Origin of the sequence: Pseudomonas sp. FP597, from assembly GCF_030687435.1 — a bacterium.
In the GTDB taxonomy this organism is placed as follows: Bacteria; Pseudomonadota; Gammaproteobacteria; order Pseudomonadales; family Pseudomonadaceae; genus Aquipseudomonas; species Aquipseudomonas lactucae.
This window is the reverse complement of sequence record NZ_CP117432.1, coordinates 5,486,344-5,507,650: the sequence shown is the minus strand read 5'-3', so window position 1 is coordinate 5,507,650 and position 21,307 is coordinate 5,486,344. Positions and strand designations below refer to the sequence as shown.

Genomic DNA, 21,307 nt, shown 5'->3' with positions numbered 1-21,307 from the left:
AGCCTGCAAGAAGTCTAGAACCGTTGTATACCACCTCGAGTTGCCGGCCCTGTAGGGTCAGTGAGGTCGCTGCATAACACCGGGCCAAGCTTTCACTTCATAGGCGGTGATAGGTGCCGGGTGTGGCCTCCAAAGCTCGAACTGTGGTGAGCCATCCCAAGCCAAACCATGGCCTCTTTGAATAGAAATATACCGCTTTGAAGCGAGTCTCTGGTTTGCGTAGCTGAGGGGCATAATGGGCTTGTGCTTATTTGCGATGCAGGGCAATAACGTACTCGCAAGTTACCGGCGTGGCGTTTTCGAACGTGCAAGCCTCTTCAGGTAGGCCCAGCTGTAGGCAGTCGCCCTGTTCCAATATGTAGAGGGTAGCGCCTTTGGTAAACGTTAATGTGCCTTGCGTGATCCATACCTGCTGATGAAGAAATACGTAGGCGGTGGCAGGGTAGCTGACACGAACTCCCGGCGGCAGTTTCACGCTGATCAGCTCCAGTGGCCACCCCTCCCGCGGAGATATTTGCTGGCGTGTGTAACCCGTTTCCGGGTCCACCCAGCGCGGTTGCTCCGCGGCTCTTGAGAGAAGTCCCGAGCGCCCCTCGGCGCGATGCAGAAGGGTGGAGAGGGGCAAGCCGAAGGCTCCCGACAGCCGACCTAGAATCGTCGAGGTAGGGCTGACCTGGGCATTTTCAATTTTGCTAATCATTGCCTTTGATACACCGGAGAGCTGGGCTAGCTCGCTGATGGACCATTCGCGCGCGGTGCGCTCGGCTTTGAGGGTCAACGCGATATCAATGGGTTGATTGTTCACTATAAGAAAATTCCAGATGGAGAATATTTGACTCTAAGCTTAGCGTCCGATGTGCATTTGATTGGTGCAAAAAAATAAATAATGCTCTTCTTTAGTGCGTAAAATTCATTTTAGGTAATAGATCATTGATATTGATCGTAAAATTACATTTGTCGTTTTTTGTTTCAAAATAAATCTATTGCTCTTGGCGTCTTTGATTAGAAGTATTAATTTGTGCCCGCGGGTCGATTGTTTACTATATGAAACAGGTGGTGGCATTCTGTCACTGTCTTCTAAGCTACCTTATCGTATTTGGGGGTATCTATGCCGGCTCAGCAAATGGAACAAGGCTATCTGACGGGTGAGCAAATCATCCATTCGATTAAGGAAATGATCACGGCTTCGGGGATCAATACCAACGCATTCTATAAAACGTTTCGCCAGGCCCCGCTGCCTAAGGCAACGTTGAAAAAAGTATTCCAGCAGTACTTTTATTACATCCGTACTTTCCCGCAGATCCTGGCAGGTACTTCGCACCGCACCGACAGCGAAGTGATTCGAATGAAGTTGGCGCGCACGGTAGTGTCTGAGCTTGGTGATGGAGTGGGCGAAGCACACTTCATTATGTTTGAGCGTGTACTTGCCGGCGTCGGCATCACGTTGGATGACTGGAAGAAGGTTGAGTACATTCCCGAGGCCAGCGAGCTGGTCGATGGCCTGCGTCGAATTTTCCTCGAGGGTTCGACAGAGCATGCCATTGGTGCTCATTACGTTATCGAAGAGTTTGGCTTTCCGATGATCGCCAACCTTTACGAAGGCTTCCGCCTCTACAGCGGGTGGAAACACGAAGACTTCACCTACTTCTATCTGCACATGCTGGTCGAAACCGATCATGTGCAATGGATCAGTGATGCGGTCATGGAGGCCGCCCGGGACACTGACAACGGCAACGATATCCTGGAGGGCGCTGCCGATGTGCTGAACTTGTTGACCCGATTCTGGCAAGGACTCAACCGAGTAGCCACTCACGCTTGAACGATCAAGACAAGGGGGCGGGAAGCCATGGATGATTGGACATTGATTGGTCGAGTGGCGCCCTTCCGGGATGCCAGTGTATATGCAGCATCCTCAGGGGCCTTGAACCTGTCGCAAGGACTTCCCGAACCCCTGTTTGACAATGCCATGAATGCGGCGTTGGCCCGCCAGGTACGGGCGGGCTGGCAGTACGCCGACCCTCGCGGCGAAATGATCTTGCGCGAAAGCATTGCGGGCCACAATGCCGGCTATGCGCCCGACACCGAGGTTCTGGTGACCAGCGGCTGTACCGAGGCCTTGTACTTGGCCCTATACGCAGCTTCCACGCAATACGGCAGCAAGGTCACTTTTTTTGAACCCTTCTATCCCTATTACCCAGGAATGGCCACATTGTTGGGGTTGGAGTTTGTTGCAGTGCCGTTGTCGGTGGGGCATTCAATCGGTCCCGACTGGGCAATGCTCGAACAGCAATTGCGTGCCGGTGTTCGCATTTTGCTGCTCAATACGCCCCACAACCCGACCGGATGGTGCATGTCCGCCGATGATTGGCAGCATCTGGTGGAGTTGGCAAAAAACCATGACTTCATGGTGATTGTCGACGAAGCCTACCGTCACTATCAGTACGACGCCGACGCACCGACGCAGTACCCCCATCAACAGATTCCCATGATGGTGGCAGGCAGCGCTTCGAAGTTGTTGTCCATGACCGGAGTCCGGATCGGCTGGTTGTGCGCGCAGGCAACCTTCATGGCGCGAGCCTATGCCCATCACCTGTACCTGAGCTATTGCCAACCCACCCCCATACAGGCAGCCGTCGCGGTTTTGCTCGATGAGTTGACCATCGGGCGACTCGAAAGCCTGCGCGAGCACTACAAGCACAAACGCGATCGCCTGGCAGGTGCGCTGATGGCCGCCGGGCTGGATATCCAGTTACCGGCGGGCGGCCATTACCTCATGGCCGACTATTCACGGCGGGCGCCTTCATTGTCCCCGGTTGAATTCAGTCAACACCTGGCCGTTCGTTGCGGGGTCATGCCATTGCCCGCGACGCCCTTCTATCTGGGGCAGTGCCCCACCTATGTCAGATTTTCTTTCTCGGTAGCCAAACCCATTGTTGATCAAGCTTGTGCCCGCCTGGAGGATTTTTGAAATGGAGCAGCATGTGTTCGACGTCATTGTCGTAGGCGGCGGTCCCGCAGGGCTGAGCGAGTGTATCCGGTTGATCGATCTGGGCCTGAAAGTCGCGGTCATCAGCGATGTATTCGGGGGATGCATGGGCATGATGGGGGACCATCCATTGCAGTCGTACTGCAATGAACTGGAGATCGAAGGGGCCCCCTATCCCTTGCATCGGTTCATGCGCAAGTTGTGCGTCAGCCCCACTGGCGAGGAATACGCCGCCTATATCCGGAGCAACTTCGAAGCCTTGCCATTGACCAGGATCCAGCAACGGGTGGTCACCGTAAGCAAGGCGCAGGGGCTGTTCGAGGTAAACCTGGCCCCGGGTTCCCAGGGGCATCCCTTGCGTGCGCGGCAGATTATCATCGCGACCGGGATTCGCCCGAAGGCGCCGCCCTTCGAAATGCCCAATGCGCATTGGCTCAATTGCTTTGACGTCTACCAGATGGTTGCGCGGGGCCAGGTCCAGCGCTTCCTGCAGCAGGACGTCGTCATCTTCGGCAGCGGTAACAGTGCGTTCCAGATCGCACTGCTGCTTGCCCCGTTCGCCCGCAATGTGTCGATCCTGATCAAATCCTATCTGGGGCTGTATCCCCAGGAGACCGATGATCGGTTTGCCCTCAGGTCCCTGAGCCAGCGCACGCTGGAGATGATAGCCAAGACGTCGTCCAGTTCCTTTCAAGGGCCGCTCAACAGCGCCAACAGTACGGGCCGGGCCAATATCTGGCTGCATGCCTACAACAGCATTCGCCAGGAAGGCGACAAGGTCGTCCTGGATCTTCCGGCGTCACTCAACGGCAATTCGCTGCTCCAGGCTTCCTGCCGCAAGGCTCAAGAGGCCGGCCGGCTGGTCGAAGCCCAGGCATCCGAGGGGTATGAGCTGCACTTGGATATATCGGCGAAGGATCAATGCCTGGTTTCGGCCATCGGCGTCACCGCACAACTGCCCGCCACCGACTGGCCGCAACTGCTCAACCCACAGACCGGATTCACCTGCCACCAGGATGGGAAAAGCCCTGTCGCAGGCCTGTATTTCGCGGGGGCAGCCTCAGGTTATGCGTCGATCAACACGATGGTGCCCGCAGCAGCGGAAATGAGTGCCACGCCATCGCTGCAAGAAGGGCTGCGGTCATGGGCGTGAGGATGTTCCAGCCGCTGCGCATGGACCTTGGCGATGTGCTCGAGCAATCGACAGCGGAGCTCAAGCAGGCCATCGCCCGGGCCAAGGTGCTGGTCATCGCCAACCAGGACGTTAGTGTTGCCCCTTATGTGCAGTTGATGCGCAGGCTGGGTTCGCCTGTGCACCATGTGTTGGCCAAGTACTGCCTCGAGGATTATCGGGAAGTGCTGACCGTGACCAATCTCCATCGCAACGGCCAGGCCTTGGGCGTGCATGAAGGAGGCGGGTATTGGCACACCGACATGTCGTACAAATCGGCGAATACGGTGTTCACGTCACTGCTGTCCGTGCAGGTGCCGGACCAGCACGGCGAGACTCAATTCATCGATTGTGTCGCAGGCCTGCACCAGGTTCGCCAGTGGCTGGCAAGTCCGGGTTGCCCGCAGCACCTGAAGGGCCTCGACCTGGAAAACCTGCGGATTCACCACCGTTTCGGTAATCGCGACGCACTGCGCAATGCCGACGCCGCGGTGCAGCAGCTCAATTCCCAGGAGGCTGGCGCGCTGGAAGACACCGTGGTCCACCCCCTGGTGCTCAAACACCCGCTCTCCTGTACGACATCGCTTTATGCGCCGGCCGCCACGGCCATGCAAATAGAAGGGGTAACGCCTGCACTGTCCCATCGCATTCTCGACAGTCTGGTCGATTTTCTCGTTCAGCAGGCGCCGCGCTATCGGCATGCCTACCGCCCAGGCGACATCGTGATCTGGGACAACCTCTCAACGCTGCATAAAGGTCCGCCAATCCCCAAAAGTGAAGGGGGGGCCGATGCGCGCCTTCTCTATCGCATGAACGTCGACTTCCAGTGAGGCATTACCATGATCAAGACTATCGTTTTCCTGACGCCCCATTACCTGAACTTCGCCTCCGAGAAGGCCTTGCAGACGCTGGGACGAGACTGTCGCACCGTACTGATCGCCTATCATGCTGATGTCCTGCCGCCCGTGCTCGAGCGCAACGTCTCGCAGGTAGTGCGCGTCGATGCCGACCTGCAGCGCAACATTCGCCCGTTGCTCGATCATGACCAATGTCGAGATGTCATCAGCGATGAGTTGCGCGCCGTGCAGGGCAACACGTCGTCATTGCGTATTTTCTGCCAGGAAGAATGCCACGTTGAGCTGGCGGCCCAGTTACGCGAGGAGTTCGGATTAGAGGGCGATACACAGGCGATCGTGGCGAATTTTCGCGACAAGGTGCTGATGAAGCACGCCGTCAGCCAGAAGGGGATACGCATTCCCGAATTCGTACCACTGGATCACGTACGCCTATCGGCCGAGCCACAGGCTTACTACGCCGAGCTGACGGCGCGATTGGGCTTGCCCCTGGTCCTGAAACCGGTGAACGCGGCAGGCAGTTTCGAGGTGTCGATCATTCGCAACGAGGCCGAATTCAACAAGGCCCGCGAGCAAGTATTGGCGTCACCGTATCATTTCGATTATGAGGTGGACGAGTTCATCGACGGCGACATGTTCCAGTGTGATTCGTTTGTGGTTGACGGCCAAATCCGCTACTGCGGCGTCCTGGAACTGGGTTGCACCAACTTCGACTTTGTCCAGGGCAAGCCCTTGAGCGTGATTCCCGTGGCCGACCCTGCGCTCAGGGCGACCCTGGAAGCCTTCAACCGGGACGTGATCGCAGCCCTGAACTTTCGCAACGGCTCGACGCACCACGAGGTTTTTGTAGACCGCAAACGCGGTTATCCGGTGTTTCTGGAAATTGCCGCACGCGTACCTGGCGGCATCGGCGTGCCGTATCACGAGAAAAACAGCGACATCAACCTGATCGACGCCAATCTCTACCTCGTGGCCGGTGCCGCGGCGCTCGATGACATCAAGCCCAACGAGAAGAACAACGTGGTGTCCGCCTTGTTGCCCTTGCGCAAAGGCCGGATCAGCCAACTCAACGAACCACCCATTTCCAGTGCCTACGACATCGATTGGCGGGTCGCCCCGGGCATGGTGGTGGACTCCCGATCCCTGGCCGATACCGCAGGCATCCTGACGTTGTACAACGCGGATCCACTGGTACTGCGCGCCGACTTCGAAGCCTTGCAGCAGTACGTGCCAACCCAGGTGGAAGTGCTGGAGCCGGGAACCGCATGATCAATCCAGTGGGCGGCAGGCAACAGGTTTTTCTCAAGGAGCAGGCATGAAGACAGGAATACTCGGTGCCGTCAGCATGGCGGTCTACTGCATCTCGACGGCGCTCTCGGCCGTCTGGGTCATGGTGGCGTTCACCCGTATCAGTGGGGCGGCGCTGACATTCATTACCTTCCTGATGGCCTGGGCGGTATTTTTCCTGGTGCATACCTTGCGTGGTCATGACCCGTTTCGCCTGCTGCGCGAGGAGTGGCGCGGCGTGCTGCTGCTCAATGTGCTGACGCTGTTCAGTTGGTGGCTGATGTTCATGGCCCTGCAGCGCATCGAGGCGTCGGTGGAATCGGCCATCTATCAGGGCTGGATGCCGCTGGTGGTGGTGGTCTGCGAAATGCTGGTGGCGCGGTCCTCGGTCAGTCGTTCCCGGTGGCTGGGCGCGCTGCTGATCCTGTTATCACTGATGGCCCTGGTTCTTATGCGTCTCGCGCTGGGGGTCACCGCCCAGGTCAGTCTTGTCAATTTGCATGAGGGCATTGCCCTGGCCTCTGTCGCCGGGATCACTGGCGGGATCTACGTGTTCTGCTCGGCTCGACTGAACCGCGACAGCAAGTACAGCGCCATGGATATTCTGTGCGTCAGGTTCTTCCTGCTCTTGATTGTCACGGGATGGGTCGGCCGGGAAAACCTGCACCAGTTGCTCACGCTTGATACCGCCATGCTCGGCCAATTGATCAAGCTGGCATTCGTCAGCGTGCTGATTCCGGTGTTCACCCTGCAGTTTGCCATTCAACATTTGGGGGGCGGGCGGGTGTCCATTCTCACACCGTGCGTGCCGGTCATTGCCTTGGCGGCCGAGTTCGTGCTCTCCACCTGGCACAGCCCCTGGGTGCCGGTCCTGGTTACGGTGGTGTGCGTGGCGGTGTTGTTGTCCAACGTCTGGTTTTCGCGAGACAGGCAGGTTGTTCGCTCGGGCCCCATGCCTGTCGCCCTTCAAAAATAGACTTCGGTTTACTGGAGCATCCCATGACTCTTTCCTTGGCCTTCGCACAGGGGGCGGCAGACGCTTGCTCGAATGACGGCCGCAGCGTGCTCGCACGCACGTTGGAAATCGCACGAACCCTGATTGGTTTCCCTTCGGTCAGCGATCGTTCCAATCTGGACCTTATCGAATGGGTGAGCGGGTACCTGCACGGCGTCGGGGTGCAGGCCCAGATTCTACCGGACGTCACCGGGCGCAAGGCGAACCTGTTTGCCAGTCTCGGACCGCCGCGCCCCGGGGGCATCATCCTGTCCGGACATACCGACGTGGTGCCCGTCGCGGGCCAGGCCTGGGCGCAGGACCCGTTCAGCGCCCACCTGGACCACGGACGGCTGTACGGTCGCGGCAGTTCGGATATGAAAGGGTTTATCGCTGTCGTACTGGCGATGGCTCCCGAGCTGATGGCGTCTGCACGGCAAAGCTTTCACCTGGCCTTGTCCTATGACGAGGAGGTGGGCGCGATGGGTGCGAAACATCTGGCGCCCTTCATCTCGCAGGCACAGCTGGAGCCCGCCGGTTGCATTGTCGGCGAGCCGACTTCAATGGAGCTGGTGATCGGCCACAAAGGGCGTCATGAAATCAATTGCTGTGTCCATGGCAAAGTTGCGCACTCATCGTTGCCGAGTGAGGGCGTCAACGCCATCGATTATGCCGCGCGGGTACAGATGCAGCTTCAGCAAGTGGCCAGACGGCTTGCACAGGGGCCGTTGGACAGCGGGTTTGATGTCCCGTACACCACCGTCCAGGTCTGCCGGGTCAACGGTGGTGTCGCTGGCAATGTCATTCCTGGTCAATGCAGCTTCGACTTCGAGATTCGCTACCTGCCCGGCTGCGATGCCGAGCAACTGCTGGTACAGATCCAGGACGACGCCAAGCAGGCCATGCACGGTGAGATGAATGATCGCGCTGCGACGGCGTCCATCGAGTTTTCCCACACGTTGCATACCCCGGGGTTGGATGAGAAGGGCAACCAGGCCTTCGCGCAATGGGTCCGTGAGGCCAGTGCAATGGCCCATGACCGACAACGAGTGGCATACAGCACTGAAGCCGGGTTGTTCCAGGCCGCAGGAATTCCAACGATCGTCTGCGGCCCAGGGAGTATCAAGCAAGCGCACAAGGCGAACGAGTATGTGGAGCTGGCTCAGCTTGAAGCCTGTGAACAGTTCCTGCGCCGCCTGGCGTGTTGCGAGCCATTGCCCCCGATGCCCGCCGGGGGAGAGCAATGAGCGCCACAGCCCTGGATAGCCAGGGGCGCGAACGCAGGAAACTGGTTCTGGCGGTGAGCGTGGGCGCCGCATTGGAATGGTTCGACTTTACCCTGTTTGCAATCTTTGCCTTGCAGATCGCCGTCGCGTTCTTTCCGGCGTCCGACCCATTGATGTCGTTGCTCGCTTCCTACCTGGCGCTCGCCGTTGGCTTCGTGGCCCGCCCGTTGGGCGCGCTGCTGATGGGGCGCTATGCCGATCGCCGGGGGCGCAAGGCCGCGCTGACCCTGTCCATCATGTTGATGGGCGCCGGGACCCTGATCATGGCCGTATGCCCGACCTATGAGGCCATCGGATGGTGGGCGCCGTTGAGCATTGTCGTCGCGCGCATATTGCAGGGGGTGGCAGCCGGGGGGGAGATCGGCGGCGCGCTGGCCTATCTTGTCGAAACGGCACCTGCGAACCGCCGCGGTCTATTTGCGTCCAGCCAACAAGTGGCGCAAGCCGGATCATTCCTGCTATGCGGTGTAAGTGCGAGTCTGTTGTCGAGCGTGCTGACGCCCGCTCAGTTGGATGAGTGGGGTTGGCGCGTGCCCTACGTCTTCGGACTGCTGGTCGTGGTGGCAGGTTTGAAAATTCGTCGCAGCCTTGAGGAAAGCGAGCCGCTGCGTCGCTTTCTCGATAATCAAGACAAGCACGCGATGGCACGGAAGGGGCCGAGCCTTCGCCCTTATCTGCCCAATCTCGTGATGGGGGTGTTGATCGTCGTTCTCTGGACGGTCGCGACACAATTGATCAATTTCATGCCGACCTATGCATCGATGGTGCTTGAACTTCCGCGCAACAAGGCCTACCTGGGGTTGGTTTTGGTCGGCCTCATCACGCTGCTGTGCCCCTTGACGGCACTACTGTCGGACCGCATCGGGCGCTACACCGTCATGCTCATTGGTGCTGTGGGGATCGCGCTCTGTGCCTACCCGGGGTTCGTATGGTTGAACAACAACCCCAGTCTCCAGGCGCTGATCAGCTTCCAATGCGGGCTGGCAGTGCTGATGGTGCTTTACACCGGGCCGGCTTCGGCGGCATTGGCAGAGCTGTTTCCGGTGCAAGTCAGGGCGTTGGGCGTCTCGCTGGCTTATGCCTTATCGGTGACTATTTTCGGCAGTTCCACTCCGACGCTGACTACCCTGATTTACCGCCAGAGCGGGGATCCCTTAGCGGCCGCTCATTGGTTATTTACAGCGGCATGCCTGAGTGCGACACCGCTGGCCTGGATGTGCCTATCGAAAAGTCGGGCGAGTTCCAGCATGAGGATAGCCATCCAGAGAAAGTATGAGTGAACAAAAATTGTCTTGCCGGTCCCGATCCGCGCCTACTCGGTGATAAAAATCAGAAAGCAGGATTCGTAGTGAATAGTTCTGCGTTGCTGCTTGTGTGAGCTTGGGTCGGATCAGTGAGAGATTATTGTCCAATTACGCGTGGGATCCAGCGAGTCTCGGTGCTGGGCCTACCCCCTTGAAAGAAGGGGGGCTTGAGCTCACGTCCAACTCACCGTTGGGGCAGTGACCTCTCAATCAACCAGCTTTGATGCCTGAATCTGTAATTGACGTTTGAGTTTTGCTTTTCCCGCCAAACCCTCCGATCCAGCGATCTTTGATCTCGCCGGCCGGAGGGCTCACTCGCTTTTTTTGAAGCTGCCGCGTTCCACATTCTCATTTCAGATCTGATTGGCGCCGTTCCTTTGCCCATCAGCAATTTCCCACAATCTCTATCGTGCGCTGCGCAGTTTTCAGCGTCAGAGTCGAGCTCGTCGTAGTGCTATCTTTAAGGAGATGGCGACACTGGCGACACCTGCGACAACCCACGCAGAACGGGGCTTGGAGCGTGGCGACAAAACTGGCGACAGTCGCCAGTTTTTTGCGCGCCTTGGTCGTTAAGCTTGACCGCTTTTTCGAGTGGGTATAAAAATTGGCGCACGGACCGCTGTCGTTGACAGCACCAGCCCAGGTAGCTAGAACCTTTAAGGCTACGCCATTAGCGTGGTGGTTCTTCCGAAGTGCGATTAGCGTCCGGCGGCTCGCACGGTCACTCTCCAAGGGTGATGGATGCCTACTCGACTTATCTGCCCACTGCGGCAGACGATGGACCTTCCTCGCTGCGCTGCAGCAACCCCCTCCCTTGGCTCACCTCGCTGCGCCAGACTGCGCCCGTCTCTTTCTTCTGGAAAGAGACGGGCGCTCGTACCGCTGCTGCAAGCCATATCGTACAGGGCCTTGCCGCAACTCTCTTCGTGACAATCGGCCTGACAAATCCGATTCGTTGCCATCCGCAATAACACAGGCACCGGTGCCGCAGCCTAAAGAACGGCTGCACCTGACTGACAGTCAGGCATGCCCCAGGTGCCGATGTTGTTGCCTTCTCCCACCCATGATCTCCAGGTGCCGAACTCGTCAGTCGGCACAGCCTCCACCCGCCCGCATCTTCGGATGCGTCTAAGGAGGCCAGATTCATGGGGTTATGCCCTCGCTCCCGGTCGTAAGGAGCCGTTCGTTCCGCGTCAGTGAACACCTCACAGGCGGCAGGAGCCTTGATCCCTGATAACACTCAATAGCCGTGGCGGGACTACGTGAGGACAACTAGCAATGATCGAGGAGAGGGCCCATGCAGCAGTTAGATCCGAAGCTTGAACTACCACGACCACCTCGACCGCTGATTGAGTCGAATCCTCTGGCCCAGCCTTATCCGGTGCAGGCACTGGGTGGGATTCTTGGGCCTGCGGTTGAGCGCATGGCCGAGGTCATCGGCGTGCCCCAGGCACTGGCTGCGCAATCGGTGTTGGCCGCCTCGGCGCTAGCGACCCAAGGTCACGCGGGCTTACAGCTCGACGGGAGAAATTATCCCCTGTCGCTGTACTTGATCACTGTGGCCGCGTCAGGAGATCGCAAGACGGCGGCAGATCGATTTGCATTGCTGCCCGCACGGCAATGGGAGCGTGAGCAGTGGCAGCGCTATCGCGAACAACTCGCCCGGTACCGTGTCGCGCAGCGACAGGCGCAGCGTATCAACCCTGGCGATCCCAACCTCACAAACGGCGTACCGCTTGAAGCGGCGCCCTCTGCACCTAGGCTGATCACCATGGATCCGACTATCGAGGCCCTGATCAAGGGACTCTGCCATGACTTACCGAGCATGGGCCTGTTCTGTGACGAAGGAGGGCAGTTCCTCGGTAGCAGCACCATGAGTAGGGATAACCGTTTGAAGGCGGTCACAACCTTGTCGTCACTCTGGGACGGTAGCCCGATAGATCGCGCGCGCTCCATGGTTGGTGAAAGCTTGCGAGCTTACGACCGGCGCTTGAGCCTGCATCTGATGCTGCAACCATATTTAGCCATGCAGTTACTCAGTGACCCGTTGCTGCAGGGGCAAGGCATCCTCGGTCGCTGCCTGATGACCTGGCCTACCAGTCTGGCCGGACAGCGTAGTTACCAGGCCGTCGACTTGTCCAAAGACGCCGCACTAAACCGCTATCACCGCCGCCTTTCGGGCCTATTTCATCAACCGTGGTCACTTTCCGCTGACGGTGCTCTGCAACTGTCAACGCTGAGTCTCAGTCCGTTGGCCCGTCGTCGCTGGATTGATCTGCATGATGCTATCGAAGCCCAATTGGGTGAGTTTGGGGAGCTGGCCAGCGTACGGCCTAGCGGATCGAAGGCCGCCGATAACCTGCTGCGCGTCGCTGGTGTCCTGGCAGTCGTGGAGGAGAGCGGTGTTGTGGAGGTCGACCATATCCAGCGGGCCTCCGCTTTAGTCGGCTACTACCTCACCGAGATCCAGCGCCTGACCGAACAGGAACCGGTGTGCCGGGTAAAGGAGGAGGCGGACCGGCTGCTGCGCTGGCTGCAGGTCAAGGATTGGAAGCGCTTCAGTATTCGGGAGCTGAATCGCAACGGTCCTCGCTTTGCCCGCAAGAGCAGCCGTCATGCCGCCAAGCTGCTGGTCGAGTTGATTGATCATCAGTGGTTGATCACCGATGGCCAAACCTTCGAGGTGCGTCATGTTCAATCTTGATGAAGCGCTGCGTAACCATCTGGCTCAGCGCCAAAATGAACCGAAAGTGCAATTTGTCGCCGCGAGTGTCGCCACTTTGTCGCCACGCTCAAAGCCAGACAAGGCAAGGGTTGTCGCCGGTGTCGCCGGTGTCGCCACCATCGGTAAATCTATCACCTCGACGACAGCCATCATCCAATGGTTGAAAAAGGAGGGCGCGCATCTATACGTCGTCGGCAACACGCTGTGTTTTCGCCCGACTGATTGGGCCCAGTTCGCTATTGTGAATGCGCACTGGCGAGCCCTTTTGCATGATCTCGCGGCAGTCGATCAGGAACAGAAAAATGGCTCGGGTCGGTAAGCGGTCTGGGCGCAATTTCGGCTTCGGTCGCCAGCTCAGCTACGCTGGACCGCAAGCACTGAAAGATCTGTTTGGAGACGGCCATTTTGCGACCGTTAAAGCCCATAGCGATCGGTGGCAGGCCTTCGTGAATTGGTGTCGATCCGATGAAGGTCCGGAACTCAATGACGCGCGACAGATCGACCGTGAGATCCTCATGCGGTACGCCACGTATGTGCGTGAGCAGGTTGATGGGGGCAACATCGGCATTGCCACCGCGCAGAACCGACTGTCCAGCGTGAACCGAACGATGGCTGCGCTGCGCGGTGATCAGTACGTCAAAATCCCGAGTCCGAGCAAGGCGCTGGGTTTGCAGCGCTCAAGCGTACGCGGGGAGGCACCGCAAGGCCAAGATCGTGCTCAGATCGAATTGATTGCACGCGCGCTGTCAGAGCGAAGTCAGCAACGAGTGGCCGCAATAGTGCATTTGGCTCGGGAGACAGGTATGCGCCTGCGCGAAGCGATCCTGGCCGATCTGCCCCGACTGCAACGTGAGGTTCGGCAACTGGGCAAGATCAACATCCAGGACGGCACCAAAGGCGGTCGTTCAGGCGCATCTGCACCGCGTTGGATTACGGTCACGGATCAAGTCCGCGATGCCCTCGAGAGGGCCTACGAAGCGTCTCCTACTAGAAGTCGGAACCTGTTAGCCCCTGATGAAAGCTACAAAGATTTCTTACAGGCAGTGGTTCGACCTGCTCGGAACATTCTGCATGAGCATGGATTGAAAGGCTTTCATGAACTGCGAGCGGCTTACGCGTGTGAGCGCTATGAGCAACTGACTGGCTTTCCTGCACCCGTCAACGGCGGTCGTGTTTATCGAGAAGATCGAGAGCTTGATCAGCGTGCACGACAGCAGATCAGCTACGAATTGGGACATAACCGCATCGATGTGGTGAGTGCCTACATCGGAGGTCGGCGATGACATCCGAGTTCGACATGGCGTTGTTTCTGCGCCCCGTGCTCAAAGGTGCGCATTCCACGCAGCAGCGGCACATCAGGCAAGCAGAAAGGATGCACGAGGTAATTCGTGAGCGGTGGGGTTGTGCGACGCCTTGGTCCTGGAGAGAAAAACACGTGAGATGGTTTTTGGATCACTACCTGCGATGCTCAGCACCAGCGACCGTCTATTACTATGCGTTAACAACAGAGTTGATCCGCCGCAGAAAGGCAAAAGTCGTGGTTGCCCGATAGACCTTTAGGCGTGAGCCCCTGAGTATGGGAATGCGGAGCCTTCCCATACTCAGGGGCTTGGCTGAAGAAGCGCAGCCATGCGAGAGATTTATCCACCGTCGTCAATCTCGTCGCCCTGCTGCATGACACGGATTGTAACCGGCGTCGCGTACCTTGGATGCTCAGCGAATCGGTACGACGTTGCGGCCCCTGCCTTGATTGATGGCAGATGCCGAAAGGCTGCCAGTGGCCGCTTTTTGAATATGTTCACTCCACCAGGCCATCATCGGACGCCGGCGTTCGATGTAGTCCGCCCGGTTGTAGGCGCTACGAACTTCGTCCTTGTCGACATGCGCCAGTGCAACTTCGATTAGTTCCGGATCCCAGCCATGCTCATTCAGGATGGTGCTGGCCATGGAGCGCATTCCGTGGCTGACCAGCCGGTCTTGGAAGCCCATACGTTTCAGCGCCATGTTGGCCGTCTGGCTGTTGGCGTGGGTGCGGGGATTTCGGTCTGCCGGAAACACGTACTCTCTGTGTCCGCTGTGGGGCTTGAGTGCCTCCAGCAGTGCGAGTGCCTGTTCAGACAATGGGATGGTATGCGGACGACGCTTTTTCATGCGCTCCGGCGGAATGGTCCAGATACGCCTGTCGAAGTCGATGTCTGCCCATCGTGTGGTTGCCGCTTCGGCAGGACGGGTCATGGTGTGCAACTGCCATTCGATCAAGCAGCGGGTCGTTCTTTTGATGGCGGCGTTGGCGATTTCCAGCATGAGCTCGGGTAGCTCATCAGGGTGGAGTGCAGCCATGTTCTGTTTCTTGGGTTTCTTGAATACCGCGCGAATACCGCTGAGGGGGTTCGCGAATATGAGCCCGGAATTGACCCCATAGGTCATGATCTCATTGAGCCTTTGGCTCAACCGTTTCACGGTCTCGAGGCTGCCTTTTGCCTCGATTGGCCGAAGCAGTTCGATAATCATCGGTGCGGTAATTTTCGAAAGCGACGTTGTTTTCAGGTCCGGGAATACATGCAGTGTGAGCGACCGCCAAATGTCCTCGGCGTACGCTGGAGTGACAGCGTCCTTCTTCAGCTCAAACCAAGCTGTAGCGACGTTTTCGAATGTGTGTTCTGTCTCCGTTCGTTTGGCTTCAATCTGAATGTTGCGTTGCACCTTGGGATCTATGCCTTGTGCAAGTAGCTCACGTGCTTCAACAACTTTCTTTCGAGCATTTGCCAACGAGAGCTCTGGATAAGTGCCCAGTCCCATGTTGATACGGTTCTTGGTTATCGGATCGCGGTAGTTGAAGTTCCACAGCATTGAGCCGTTGCTCCTGACCCGGAGCTGGAGGCCGTCACCATCGCTGAGAACGTAATCCTTGTCTTTTGCCTTGACTGTCTTGAGCTGGCGGTCGGAAAGGCGGAGTGCTGGAGCGGGCATGAGAGCTACCTCTGACACCGTTTTGGTATTCCAAAAAATAGCACCGGATGCCTTGGAATACCATTTGGAATACAAAAAACTCTGGAACTCAAAAAACCTCGAAAGCCCCCGGTAGTCCTGAAACCCTTGTATTTACTGGATTTAAGGCACAAAAAAAGACGTCCGTGGACGTCTTTAGATGATGAAGTGGTGGAGCCGGGGGGATTTGAACCCCCGTCCGCCAGTACTCCGCTGTCGGTACTACATGCTTAGCCGTTTCTATTAAGTTAACCCTCAGCGACCCGAAGGGCAGGGTGCTTTGGGCGAGTTGTGTAAGTTTTAGCCGCTTCGTCCACAACGTACTGCACGGCGATTCTGTTCTATATGACAATCACTTTGGGTTTACAGACATCCCCTGGTGATTGCTGGACCCGAAGGTACCAGAAGCTCAGGTCTAAGGCTGCTTACGCAGCGATAGCGAATTCCTGGCCGTAGTTTTCGTCATTGGCAACTATAAGTAGTTGCAACAGTGGATTTACGAGTTCTGTTACCAACTCGGCATGCACCTAAAGTTTCGCGACCGGCGTCGAATCCTAAACGGCCCCGTGCTTGTAACTCGTTGTTTCTTAGTGAGTGACAAGCCTGTGCAGTGTACGCCAAATGCTCACGGAAGGCCAACCCGTAGGTTGGCCCTGGCGTTTACTGGCCGCCTTTCTCGTTGTTCTGCAGGTCCTGCAGGGCCTTGGAGGTGATCTCGATGCACTTCTTGTCGTCACCGGCGGCGTGGGCGGCCTTGGCCTGGGAGACTGCGGTGTCGATTTCGCCGCTTTTGCCACTGGTGTCGGTCGCGAGCAGTGCTTTGCCGTTGTTGATTTTGTCCAGGTTGATCTGGCACAGGTCTTTGTCGCCGGCCGCGAAAGCGGGGGAGGCCAACATCGCAGCGGTAATGAACAAGCCAGCAAAAGTGGAACGCTTCATAAGAATGTCTCCTTGCGAAAAAGGGCTCGACGTTGCTGGCGGTCATAAAGTTTGCCAGCGACATCACTGCTGAGCCCCGTTCGCCGGGGCCTATGCAAGTGACTGCGTTGGCGCGCTGGGGTTCTGTTTTTTTCCGGATTAATGGATACGAGGCTGGGTGACGCGGTCCACGAGGTATACCAGGCCGTGATAATCAATGCCGCCATGCTGGCTCAGGCCTATTTCGCAGGTGCGGCTGGTCGAGATGCCTTCGCTGCAATATTGCACCGCATCCTTGAGGGAGCGCAGTGCGTGGGCGTTGAGTTGCGGCGTGGTAAAGCCTTTGTCGCCGGCAAACCCGCAGCAGTGGATGCCTTCCGGGATGACCACGGTTCTAGCGCAGCGTCGAGCCAGGTCGATCAATGCCTGGCTTTCGCCCAGGTGTTGGGTGCTGCAGGTGACGTGTACCGCGATCGGCGCTTCTTGAGGTGTGAAATCAAGACGGTCCATCAGGTGTGTGCGGATAAAGCGCACCGGGTCGTAGAGGTCCAGGCGCGTGTCGCCGAGGTCTTGCGCCAGGCGCAAGGTGCACGGGCTGGTGTCGCAATAGATGGGGTCCAGGCCGCCGCGGCTGGCGTGGAGCAGGGCGCCGATCAGTTCCTGGCGTTTGTGCTCAGCCTGTTCGGCGTAGCCCTTGGAAGCAAAAGGTTGGCCGCAACATAGGCTGTCCTGGTTGTCTGGAACGACAACCTGGTAACCGGCTTTTTCCAGCAGGCCGCGGGTTTTGTCGTACAGCGACATTTGCTCTTTATCACTGGCGGCCGGGCCCATTGCCCGCGACACACAGGCTGCCAGGTAAACCACTCGCGGACGTTCGTCGGTCATCGGCGGGCTGAAGCGGATGGCTTTTTCCGGTTGTGGCATGGCGTTGGTCCACTGCGGGATTTGTCCTTTGGACAGTCTGCTCACGGTGGCCGACAGCTTCGTCAGGCGAGGGGCGCCCAGCAGCATGCGCGCACCGTTGGCGACATGCAGGGTAAAGCGCGCACCTTGCAGGGCGGTGGCGAAATGGGTGGCGAGCCAATCGGCGGTTTTCGTACGGTTGGCGTCGCGACTGCGTAGCTTTTTCACCAGGTCGCCGGTGTTGATGCCTACAGGACAGCGTTGGGCGCACAGACCGGTGGCGGCGCAGGTGTCGATGCCTTGATAGTGATAGGCCGCTTCCAGGTCCGTGGTGTCGACGCCAGCGCGTTTTTTCGCCTGGATATCGCGCCAGATCACGATGCGCTGGCGCGGGCTCAGGGTCAGTCCCTTGGACGGGCACACGGGCTCGCAGAAGCCGCACTCGATGCACTTATCCACCAGCTCATCGGCGGCAGGCAGTGGCTTGAGGTGCTTGAGGTGGATCTGCGGGTCTTCGCTGAGCACCACATCCGGATTGAGAATGCCGGTGGGATCGAGCAGGCGCTTGAGCTGCCACATCAATTGGTAGGCATCGCTGCCCCACTCCAATTCCACGAAGGGCGCCATATTGCGGCCGGTGCCGTGTTCGGCTTTCAGTGAACCGCCGAACTCCACCGCCACCAGTTGCGCTACGTCGTCCATGAACGCCTTATAGCGTGCGACTTCCTGCGCGCTATTGAAGCCTTGGGTGAACACAAAGTGCAGATTGCCTTCCAGGGCGTGTCCGAAAAGGATGGCTTCGTCGTAGTGATGTTTGTCGAACAGTTCGATCAGGCGGTTCACGCCGATTGCCAGTTGCTCGACCGGGAAGGTCACGTCTTCGATGATCACCGTGGTACCGGTTTTGCGCACGGCGCCGACGGCGGGAAAGGTGTCTTTGCGAATTGCCCACAGCCGCGCGTTTTCTATCGGGTCTTCGGTGAAGTCGACCTGTTTTTCAACCGGGAAAGCGGCCAGGGACGCCATGATCAGCGCCAGTTGTTCATGCAGTAACGAGGGCGACGCAGCGCGGGATTCGATCAGTAATGCGCAGGCATTTTCCGACAGTTGCTGTACGAAAGCGGGCATGCCGGGTTTGTTCTGCACTGAGCGCATGCTGCGTCGATCCAGCAACTCCACGGCCGATACTGGCTGGGTTTTCAGCACCGTGACCGCGTTGCAGCAGGTCTCGACGTCCGGGAACACGATCAGCGCCGACGCTTTGTTTGGGTGATCGACCACCGTGTTGTAAGTGACTGCGCTGATGAATCCCAAGGTGCCTTCGGAGCCCACCAGCAGATGACTGAGGATATCCAGCGGTTCATCAAAATCCACCAAGGCATTGAGTGACAGGCCGGTGGTATTTTTCAGGCGGTATTTGTGGCGTATTTTCGCAGCCAGCTCGGCGTTTGCCCGCGTCTCGCGACCCAATGTCGCCAGGCGCTCAAGCAGTACGCCATGCTGCTCACGAAAGGCCCTGACGCTGGCCGCATCTTCAGTGTCCAGGCGGCTGCCGTCGGCCAGCACCAGACGAATGCCCGCCAGGGTGTGATAGGTGTTTTGCGCAGTACCGCAGCACATTCCGCTGGCATTGTTGGCGACAATACCGCCGATTTTGCAGGCATTGATCGATGCCGGGTCCGGTCCGATCTTGCGGCCGAACGGTGCCAGCCATGCGTTGGCCTGCGCGCCGATGACGCCTGGTTGCAGGCGGATCTGCGTGCCTTTCCCGCGAATTTCGCGGCCGTTCCAGTTATCCCCCAGCACGATCAGCACCGAGTCGCTGATCGCCTGTCCGGACAGGCTGGTGCCGGCCGCGCGAAAGGTCACCGGCACGTGGTCACGTTGGGCCAGTTGCAACAGTGCGACCACTTCGTCTTCCGACTCTACGCGGATAACCAGCTGTGGGATCAGTCGGTAAAAACTGGCGTCAGTGCCGAATGCGAGGGTGGAAAGCGGATCATCGAAGCGCCGATCGTTCGGGATCAGCTGTGCGACGTCAGTCAGGAAAGCGGCAGGCAGGCTCATGGGTCCTCCAGAAATAGCTGACGCCGGAATAAGGGTCCAGCGTCGGTTCTTACCCTATTACGTGCGGGGCTCAGTGCACCAGCATGCCGGTAAACCAGTAGGCCTGGGCCAGGGTGATCAGCCCAACAATGGTGGCAAAAAACAGGCTGTGCTTGAGGGTGAAGCGGAACAGGTCGGATTCCTTGCCCACCAAACCGGTGGCGGCGCAGGCCACGGCGATCGATTGCGGTGAGATCATCTTGCCGGTCACGCCGCCGCTGGTGTTGGCGGCCACCAGCAGGGTGTCGTTGACGCCGATCTGGTGTGCCGTGGTGGCTTGCAGCGAGCTGAACAGGGCGTTGGACGAAGTGTCGGAGCCTGTCAGGAAAACCCCCAGCCAACCAAGGAATGGCGAGAAGAACGGGAATGCCGCACCGGTGCCGGCCAATACCAACGCCATGGTCGAGGACATGCCGGAGTAGTTGGTGACAAAGGCGAATGCCAGCACCATGCCGATGGATAGGATCGGCCAGCGCAGCTCGTAAAGGGTCTCTTTAAAAGTGGTAAGACCAGTTTTTACGTTGATCTTCAGTACCAGCATCGAAATCACGGCAGAGAAGAAAATCGCGGTGCCGGTCGCTGAAATCGGGTCCAGCTTGAACACTGCCGGAATGGCGGTCGGGTTGGTGACGATGGGTGCGACCTTGACCACCAGTTGGTCCAGGTGCGGGATCGCGAAATTAAACACCCAGCTGTACATCGAACCGCCCGCGGCAAACATGGCCTTGAACGGTTTGAGTGTCCAAATGGTGACCAGTACGGTGAGGATCAGGAACGGCGACCAGGCTTTGAAAATCTGCCCCAGGCTGTAAGGCGATGCAACGGTGCTGCGTGGCAAGCCGAAGCCGCCGGCGCTGGCGGTGATCGCTACGCCGGAGGTGGCGCCGGCAATCTGTGCGCCGGCGGTGCGCTTGGGTTGCCAGACTTTCAGGAACAGGGTCAGGGAAATCAGGCTGGCCAGGGCCGAGGTGATGTCCGGCAGTTCCGGGCCGATGAAGTTGGATGTGAAGTACTGGGTGACGGCAAAGCTCAAGCCGGCCACCAGTGCTGCCGGCCAGGTTTCGCGCACGCCGCGCAGGCCGTCCATCATGAATACCAGCCAAAACGGTACGAACAGCGACAGCAGGGGCAGTTGACGGCCAGTCATGGCGCCGATCTTGAACGCATCGATGCCGGTCACCTGGCCTGCAACGATGATCGGGATGCCCAGGGCGCCGAAGGCAACGGGTGCGGTGTTGGCGATCAGGCACAGGCCGGCGGCATACAGTGGGTTGAAACCCAGGCCTACCAGCAGGGCGGCGGTGATCGCTACGGGGGCGCCGAAACCGGCGGCACCTTCAAGGAATGCACCGAAGCAGAAGCCGATCAGCAGCACTTGCAGGCGTTGGTCGTCAGTGATCGACAAAACCGAGCTGCGAATGATTTCGAACTGGCCGCTCTTGACGGTGAGTTTGTAGAGGAACACCGCCGCGACGATGATCCACGCGATGGGCCACAGGCCATAGGCAAAGCCGTAAGCCGCGGCGGCGAACGCCATGTCCACCGGCATCTGGAACGCAAAGATCGCCACCAGGATCGACAGCGCCAGCGTGATGCTGCCGGCCACATGACCTTTGAGGCGAAACACGGCCAGGGCCAGGAAGAAGAACACGATCGGAATGACGGCGGCCAGTGCGGAAAGGCCGAGGCTGCCGAGTGGGCTGTAAAGCTGTTGCCAGGTTTGCATATGGGGTGGCCCCTGATTGTTGTTGTTTGGTCAGCTTGGTTAATTGGTAATACCAATTT

At 58.4% G+C, this 21,307-nt stretch carries 17 protein-coding genes, 1 other RNA gene and 1 pseudogene; 12 read left to right on the top strand and 7 right to left on the bottom strand.

Going from position 1 to position 21,307, the window contains the following annotated elements; translation table 11 throughout:
- Positions 1–10: 10 nt before the first annotated feature.
- Both PSH66_RS25250 and PSH66_RS25245 read right to left on the bottom strand, forming a co-directional pair.
- Positions 11–224: pseudogene (locus PSH66_RS25250) on the bottom strand (LysR family transcriptional regulator); the annotation flags it as partial.
- Positions 225–247: 23 nt separating this feature from the next.
- The gene (locus PSH66_RS25245; RefSeq protein WP_005733013.1) at positions 248–805 is read right to left on the bottom strand and encodes an XRE family transcriptional regulator; all 558 of its coding nucleotides are present in this window, start codon (positions 803–805) and stop codon (positions 248–250) included.
- A 303-nt stretch (positions 806–1,108) separates the two neighbouring features.
- Between PSH66_RS25245 and PSH66_RS25240 the strand changes: the two genes are divergently transcribed.
- The 12 genes from PSH66_RS25240 to PSH66_RS25185 all read left to right on the top strand — a co-directional run bounded on the left by PSH66_RS25240 (position 1,109) and on the right by PSH66_RS25185 (position 14,159).
- The gene (locus PSH66_RS25240) at positions 1,109–1,819 is read left to right on the top strand and encodes an iron-containing redox enzyme family protein (RefSeq protein ID WP_044310846.1); all 711 of its coding nucleotides are present in this window, start codon (positions 1,109–1,111) and stop codon (positions 1,817–1,819) included.
- A 27-nt stretch (positions 1,820–1,846) separates the two neighbouring features.
- Positions 1,847–2,968: a pyridoxal phosphate-dependent aminotransferase gene (locus PSH66_RS25235; RefSeq protein WP_305427826.1), complete on the top strand. Its 1,122-nt coding sequence runs from the start codon at positions 1,847–1,849 to the stop codon at positions 2,966–2,968.
- A gap of 1 nt (position 2,969) precedes the next feature.
- On the top strand, positions 2,970–4,139 hold the full coding sequence (locus tag PSH66_RS25230) for an NAD(P)/FAD-dependent oxidoreductase (RefSeq protein WP_305427825.1): 1,170 nt from the start codon (positions 2,970–2,972) through the stop codon (positions 4,137–4,139).
- Positions 4,130–4,987 carry a TauD/TfdA family dioxygenase gene (locus PSH66_RS25225; RefSeq protein WP_305427824.1) on the top strand — a complete coding sequence of 286 codons (858 nt, stop codon included), beginning with the start codon at positions 4,130–4,132 and terminating at the stop codon, positions 4,985–4,987. Before PSH66_RS25230 ends, PSH66_RS25225 begins: the two co-directional genes overlap by 10 nt.
- A 9-nt stretch (positions 4,988–4,996) precedes the next feature.
- Entirely contained in the window at positions 4,997–6,280 is a 1,284-nt protein-coding gene (locus PSH66_RS25220; protein ID WP_305427823.1) for an acetyl-CoA carboxylase biotin carboxylase subunit family protein, read from the top strand.
- Between the two features lie 46 nt (positions 6,281–6,326).
- Positions 6,327–7,274 carry an EamA family transporter gene (locus tag PSH66_RS25215; protein ID WP_005733019.1) on the top strand — a complete coding sequence of 316 codons (948 nt, stop codon included), beginning with the start codon at positions 6,327–6,329 and terminating at the stop codon, positions 7,272–7,274.
- Positions 7,275–7,297: 23 nt separating this feature from the next.
- Positions 7,298–8,539: an acetylornithine deacetylase gene (gene argE / locus PSH66_RS25210; RefSeq protein ID WP_305427822.1), complete on the top strand. Its 1,242-nt coding sequence runs from the start codon at positions 7,298–7,300 to the stop codon at positions 8,537–8,539.
- Positions 8,536–9,858, top strand: coding sequence for an MFS transporter (locus tag PSH66_RS25205; RefSeq protein WP_305427821.1), 1,323 nt, complete (start codon positions 8,536–8,538; stop codon positions 9,856–9,858). Before argE ends, PSH66_RS25205 begins: the two co-directional genes overlap by 4 nt.
- Positions 9,859–11,179: 1,321 nt before the next feature.
- Entirely contained in the window at positions 11,180–12,586 is a 1,407-nt protein-coding gene (locus PSH66_RS25200; RefSeq protein WP_305427820.1) for a YfjI family protein, read from the top strand.
- On the top strand, positions 12,573–12,926 hold the full coding sequence (locus PSH66_RS25195) for a hypothetical protein (protein ID WP_305427819.1): 354 nt from the start codon (positions 12,573–12,575) through the stop codon (positions 12,924–12,926). Before PSH66_RS25200 ends, PSH66_RS25195 begins: the two co-directional genes overlap by 14 nt.
- Positions 12,910–13,890 carry an integrase domain-containing protein gene (locus PSH66_RS25190; protein ID WP_305427818.1) on the top strand — a complete coding sequence of 327 codons (981 nt, stop codon included), beginning with the start codon at positions 12,910–12,912 and terminating at the stop codon, positions 13,888–13,890. Before PSH66_RS25195 ends, PSH66_RS25190 begins: the two co-directional genes overlap by 17 nt.
- Positions 13,887–14,159 carry a hypothetical protein gene (locus tag PSH66_RS25185; protein ID WP_305427817.1) on the top strand — a complete coding sequence of 91 codons (273 nt, stop codon included), beginning with the start codon at positions 13,887–13,889 and terminating at the stop codon, positions 14,157–14,159. Before PSH66_RS25190 ends, PSH66_RS25185 begins: the two co-directional genes overlap by 4 nt.
- A 161-nt stretch (positions 14,160–14,320) precedes the next feature.
- Here the strand turns inward: PSH66_RS25185 and PSH66_RS25180 are convergent, their stop codons facing one another.
- From PSH66_RS25180 to PSH66_RS25160, 5 genes are all read right to left on the bottom strand, one after another.
- Entirely contained in the window at positions 14,321–15,577 is a 1,257-nt protein-coding gene (locus PSH66_RS25180) for an integrase domain-containing protein (protein WP_305427816.1), read from the bottom strand.
- 187 nt (positions 15,578–15,764) lie between these two features.
- Positions 15,765–16,161, bottom strand: a transfer-messenger RNA (tmRNA) gene (gene ssrA / locus PSH66_RS25175).
- A 94-nt stretch (positions 16,162–16,255) separates the two neighbouring features.
- Positions 16,256–16,534, bottom strand: coding sequence for a hypothetical protein (locus PSH66_RS25170; RefSeq protein WP_003176165.1), 279 nt, complete (start codon positions 16,532–16,534; stop codon positions 16,256–16,258).
- Between the two features lie 138 nt (positions 16,535–16,672).
- Positions 16,673–19,483: an FAD-binding and (Fe-S)-binding domain-containing protein gene (locus PSH66_RS25165; protein ID WP_305427815.1), complete on the bottom strand. Its 2,811-nt coding sequence runs from the start codon at positions 19,481–19,483 to the stop codon at positions 16,673–16,675.
- 70 nt (positions 19,484–19,553) lie between these two features.
- Positions 19,554–21,248: a lactate permease LctP family transporter gene (locus PSH66_RS25160; RefSeq protein ID WP_003176163.1), complete on the bottom strand. Its 1,695-nt coding sequence runs from the start codon at positions 21,246–21,248 to the stop codon at positions 19,554–19,556.
- Positions 21,249–21,307 lie beyond the last annotated feature (59 nt).

Bases quoted from the DNA above. Each gene is read 5' to 3' on its own strand.
- PSH66_RS25220 (WP_305427823.1), top strand. From the start codon at position 4,997: ATGATCAAGACTATCGTTTTCCTGACGCCCCATTACCTGAACTTCGCC.
- PSH66_RS25230 (WP_305427825.1), top strand. From the start codon at position 2,970: ATGGAGCAGCATGTGTTCGACGTCATTGTCGTAGGCGGCGGTCCCGCA.
- argE (WP_305427822.1), top strand. From the start codon at position 7,298: ATGACTCTTTCCTTGGCCTTCGCACAGGGGGCGGCAGACGCTTGCTCG.
- PSH66_RS25240 (WP_044310846.1), top strand. From the start codon at position 1,109: ATGCCGGCTCAGCAAATGGAACAAGGCTATCTGACGGGTGAGCAAATC.
- PSH66_RS25170 (WP_003176165.1), bottom strand. From the start codon at position 16,534: ATGAAGCGTTCCACTTTTGCTGGCTTGTTCATTACCGCTGCGATGTTG.
- PSH66_RS25235 (WP_305427826.1), top strand. From the start codon at position 1,847: ATGGATGATTGGACATTGATTGGTCGAGTGGCGCCCTTCCGGGATGCC.
- PSH66_RS25185 (WP_305427817.1), top strand. From the start codon at position 13,887: ATGACATCCGAGTTCGACATGGCGTTGTTTCTGCGCCCCGTGCTCAAA.
- PSH66_RS25200 (WP_305427820.1), top strand. From the start codon at position 11,180: ATGCAGCAGTTAGATCCGAAGCTTGAACTACCACGACCACCTCGACCG.
- PSH66_RS25165 (WP_305427815.1), bottom strand. From the start codon at position 19,483: ATGAGCCTGCCTGCCGCTTTCCTGACTGACGTCGCACAGCTGATCCCG.
- PSH66_RS25180 (WP_305427816.1), bottom strand. From the start codon at position 15,577: ATGCCCGCTCCAGCACTCCGCCTTTCCGACCGCCAGCTCAAGACAGTC.
- PSH66_RS25215 (WP_005733019.1), top strand. From the start codon at position 6,327: ATGAAGACAGGAATACTCGGTGCCGTCAGCATGGCGGTCTACTGCATC.
- PSH66_RS25225 (WP_305427824.1), top strand. From the start codon at position 4,130: ATGGGCGTGAGGATGTTCCAGCCGCTGCGCATGGACCTTGGCGATGTG.
- PSH66_RS25195 (WP_305427819.1), top strand. From the start codon at position 12,573: ATGTTCAATCTTGATGAAGCGCTGCGTAACCATCTGGCTCAGCGCCAA.
- PSH66_RS25160 (WP_003176163.1), bottom strand. From the start codon at position 21,248: ATGCAAACCTGGCAACAGCTTTACAGCCCACTCGGCAGCCTCGGCCTT.
- PSH66_RS25205 (WP_305427821.1), top strand. From the start codon at position 8,536: ATGAGCGCCACAGCCCTGGATAGCCAGGGGCGCGAACGCAGGAAACTG.
- PSH66_RS25190 (WP_305427818.1), top strand. From the start codon at position 12,910: ATGGCTCGGGTCGGTAAGCGGTCTGGGCGCAATTTCGGCTTCGGTCGC.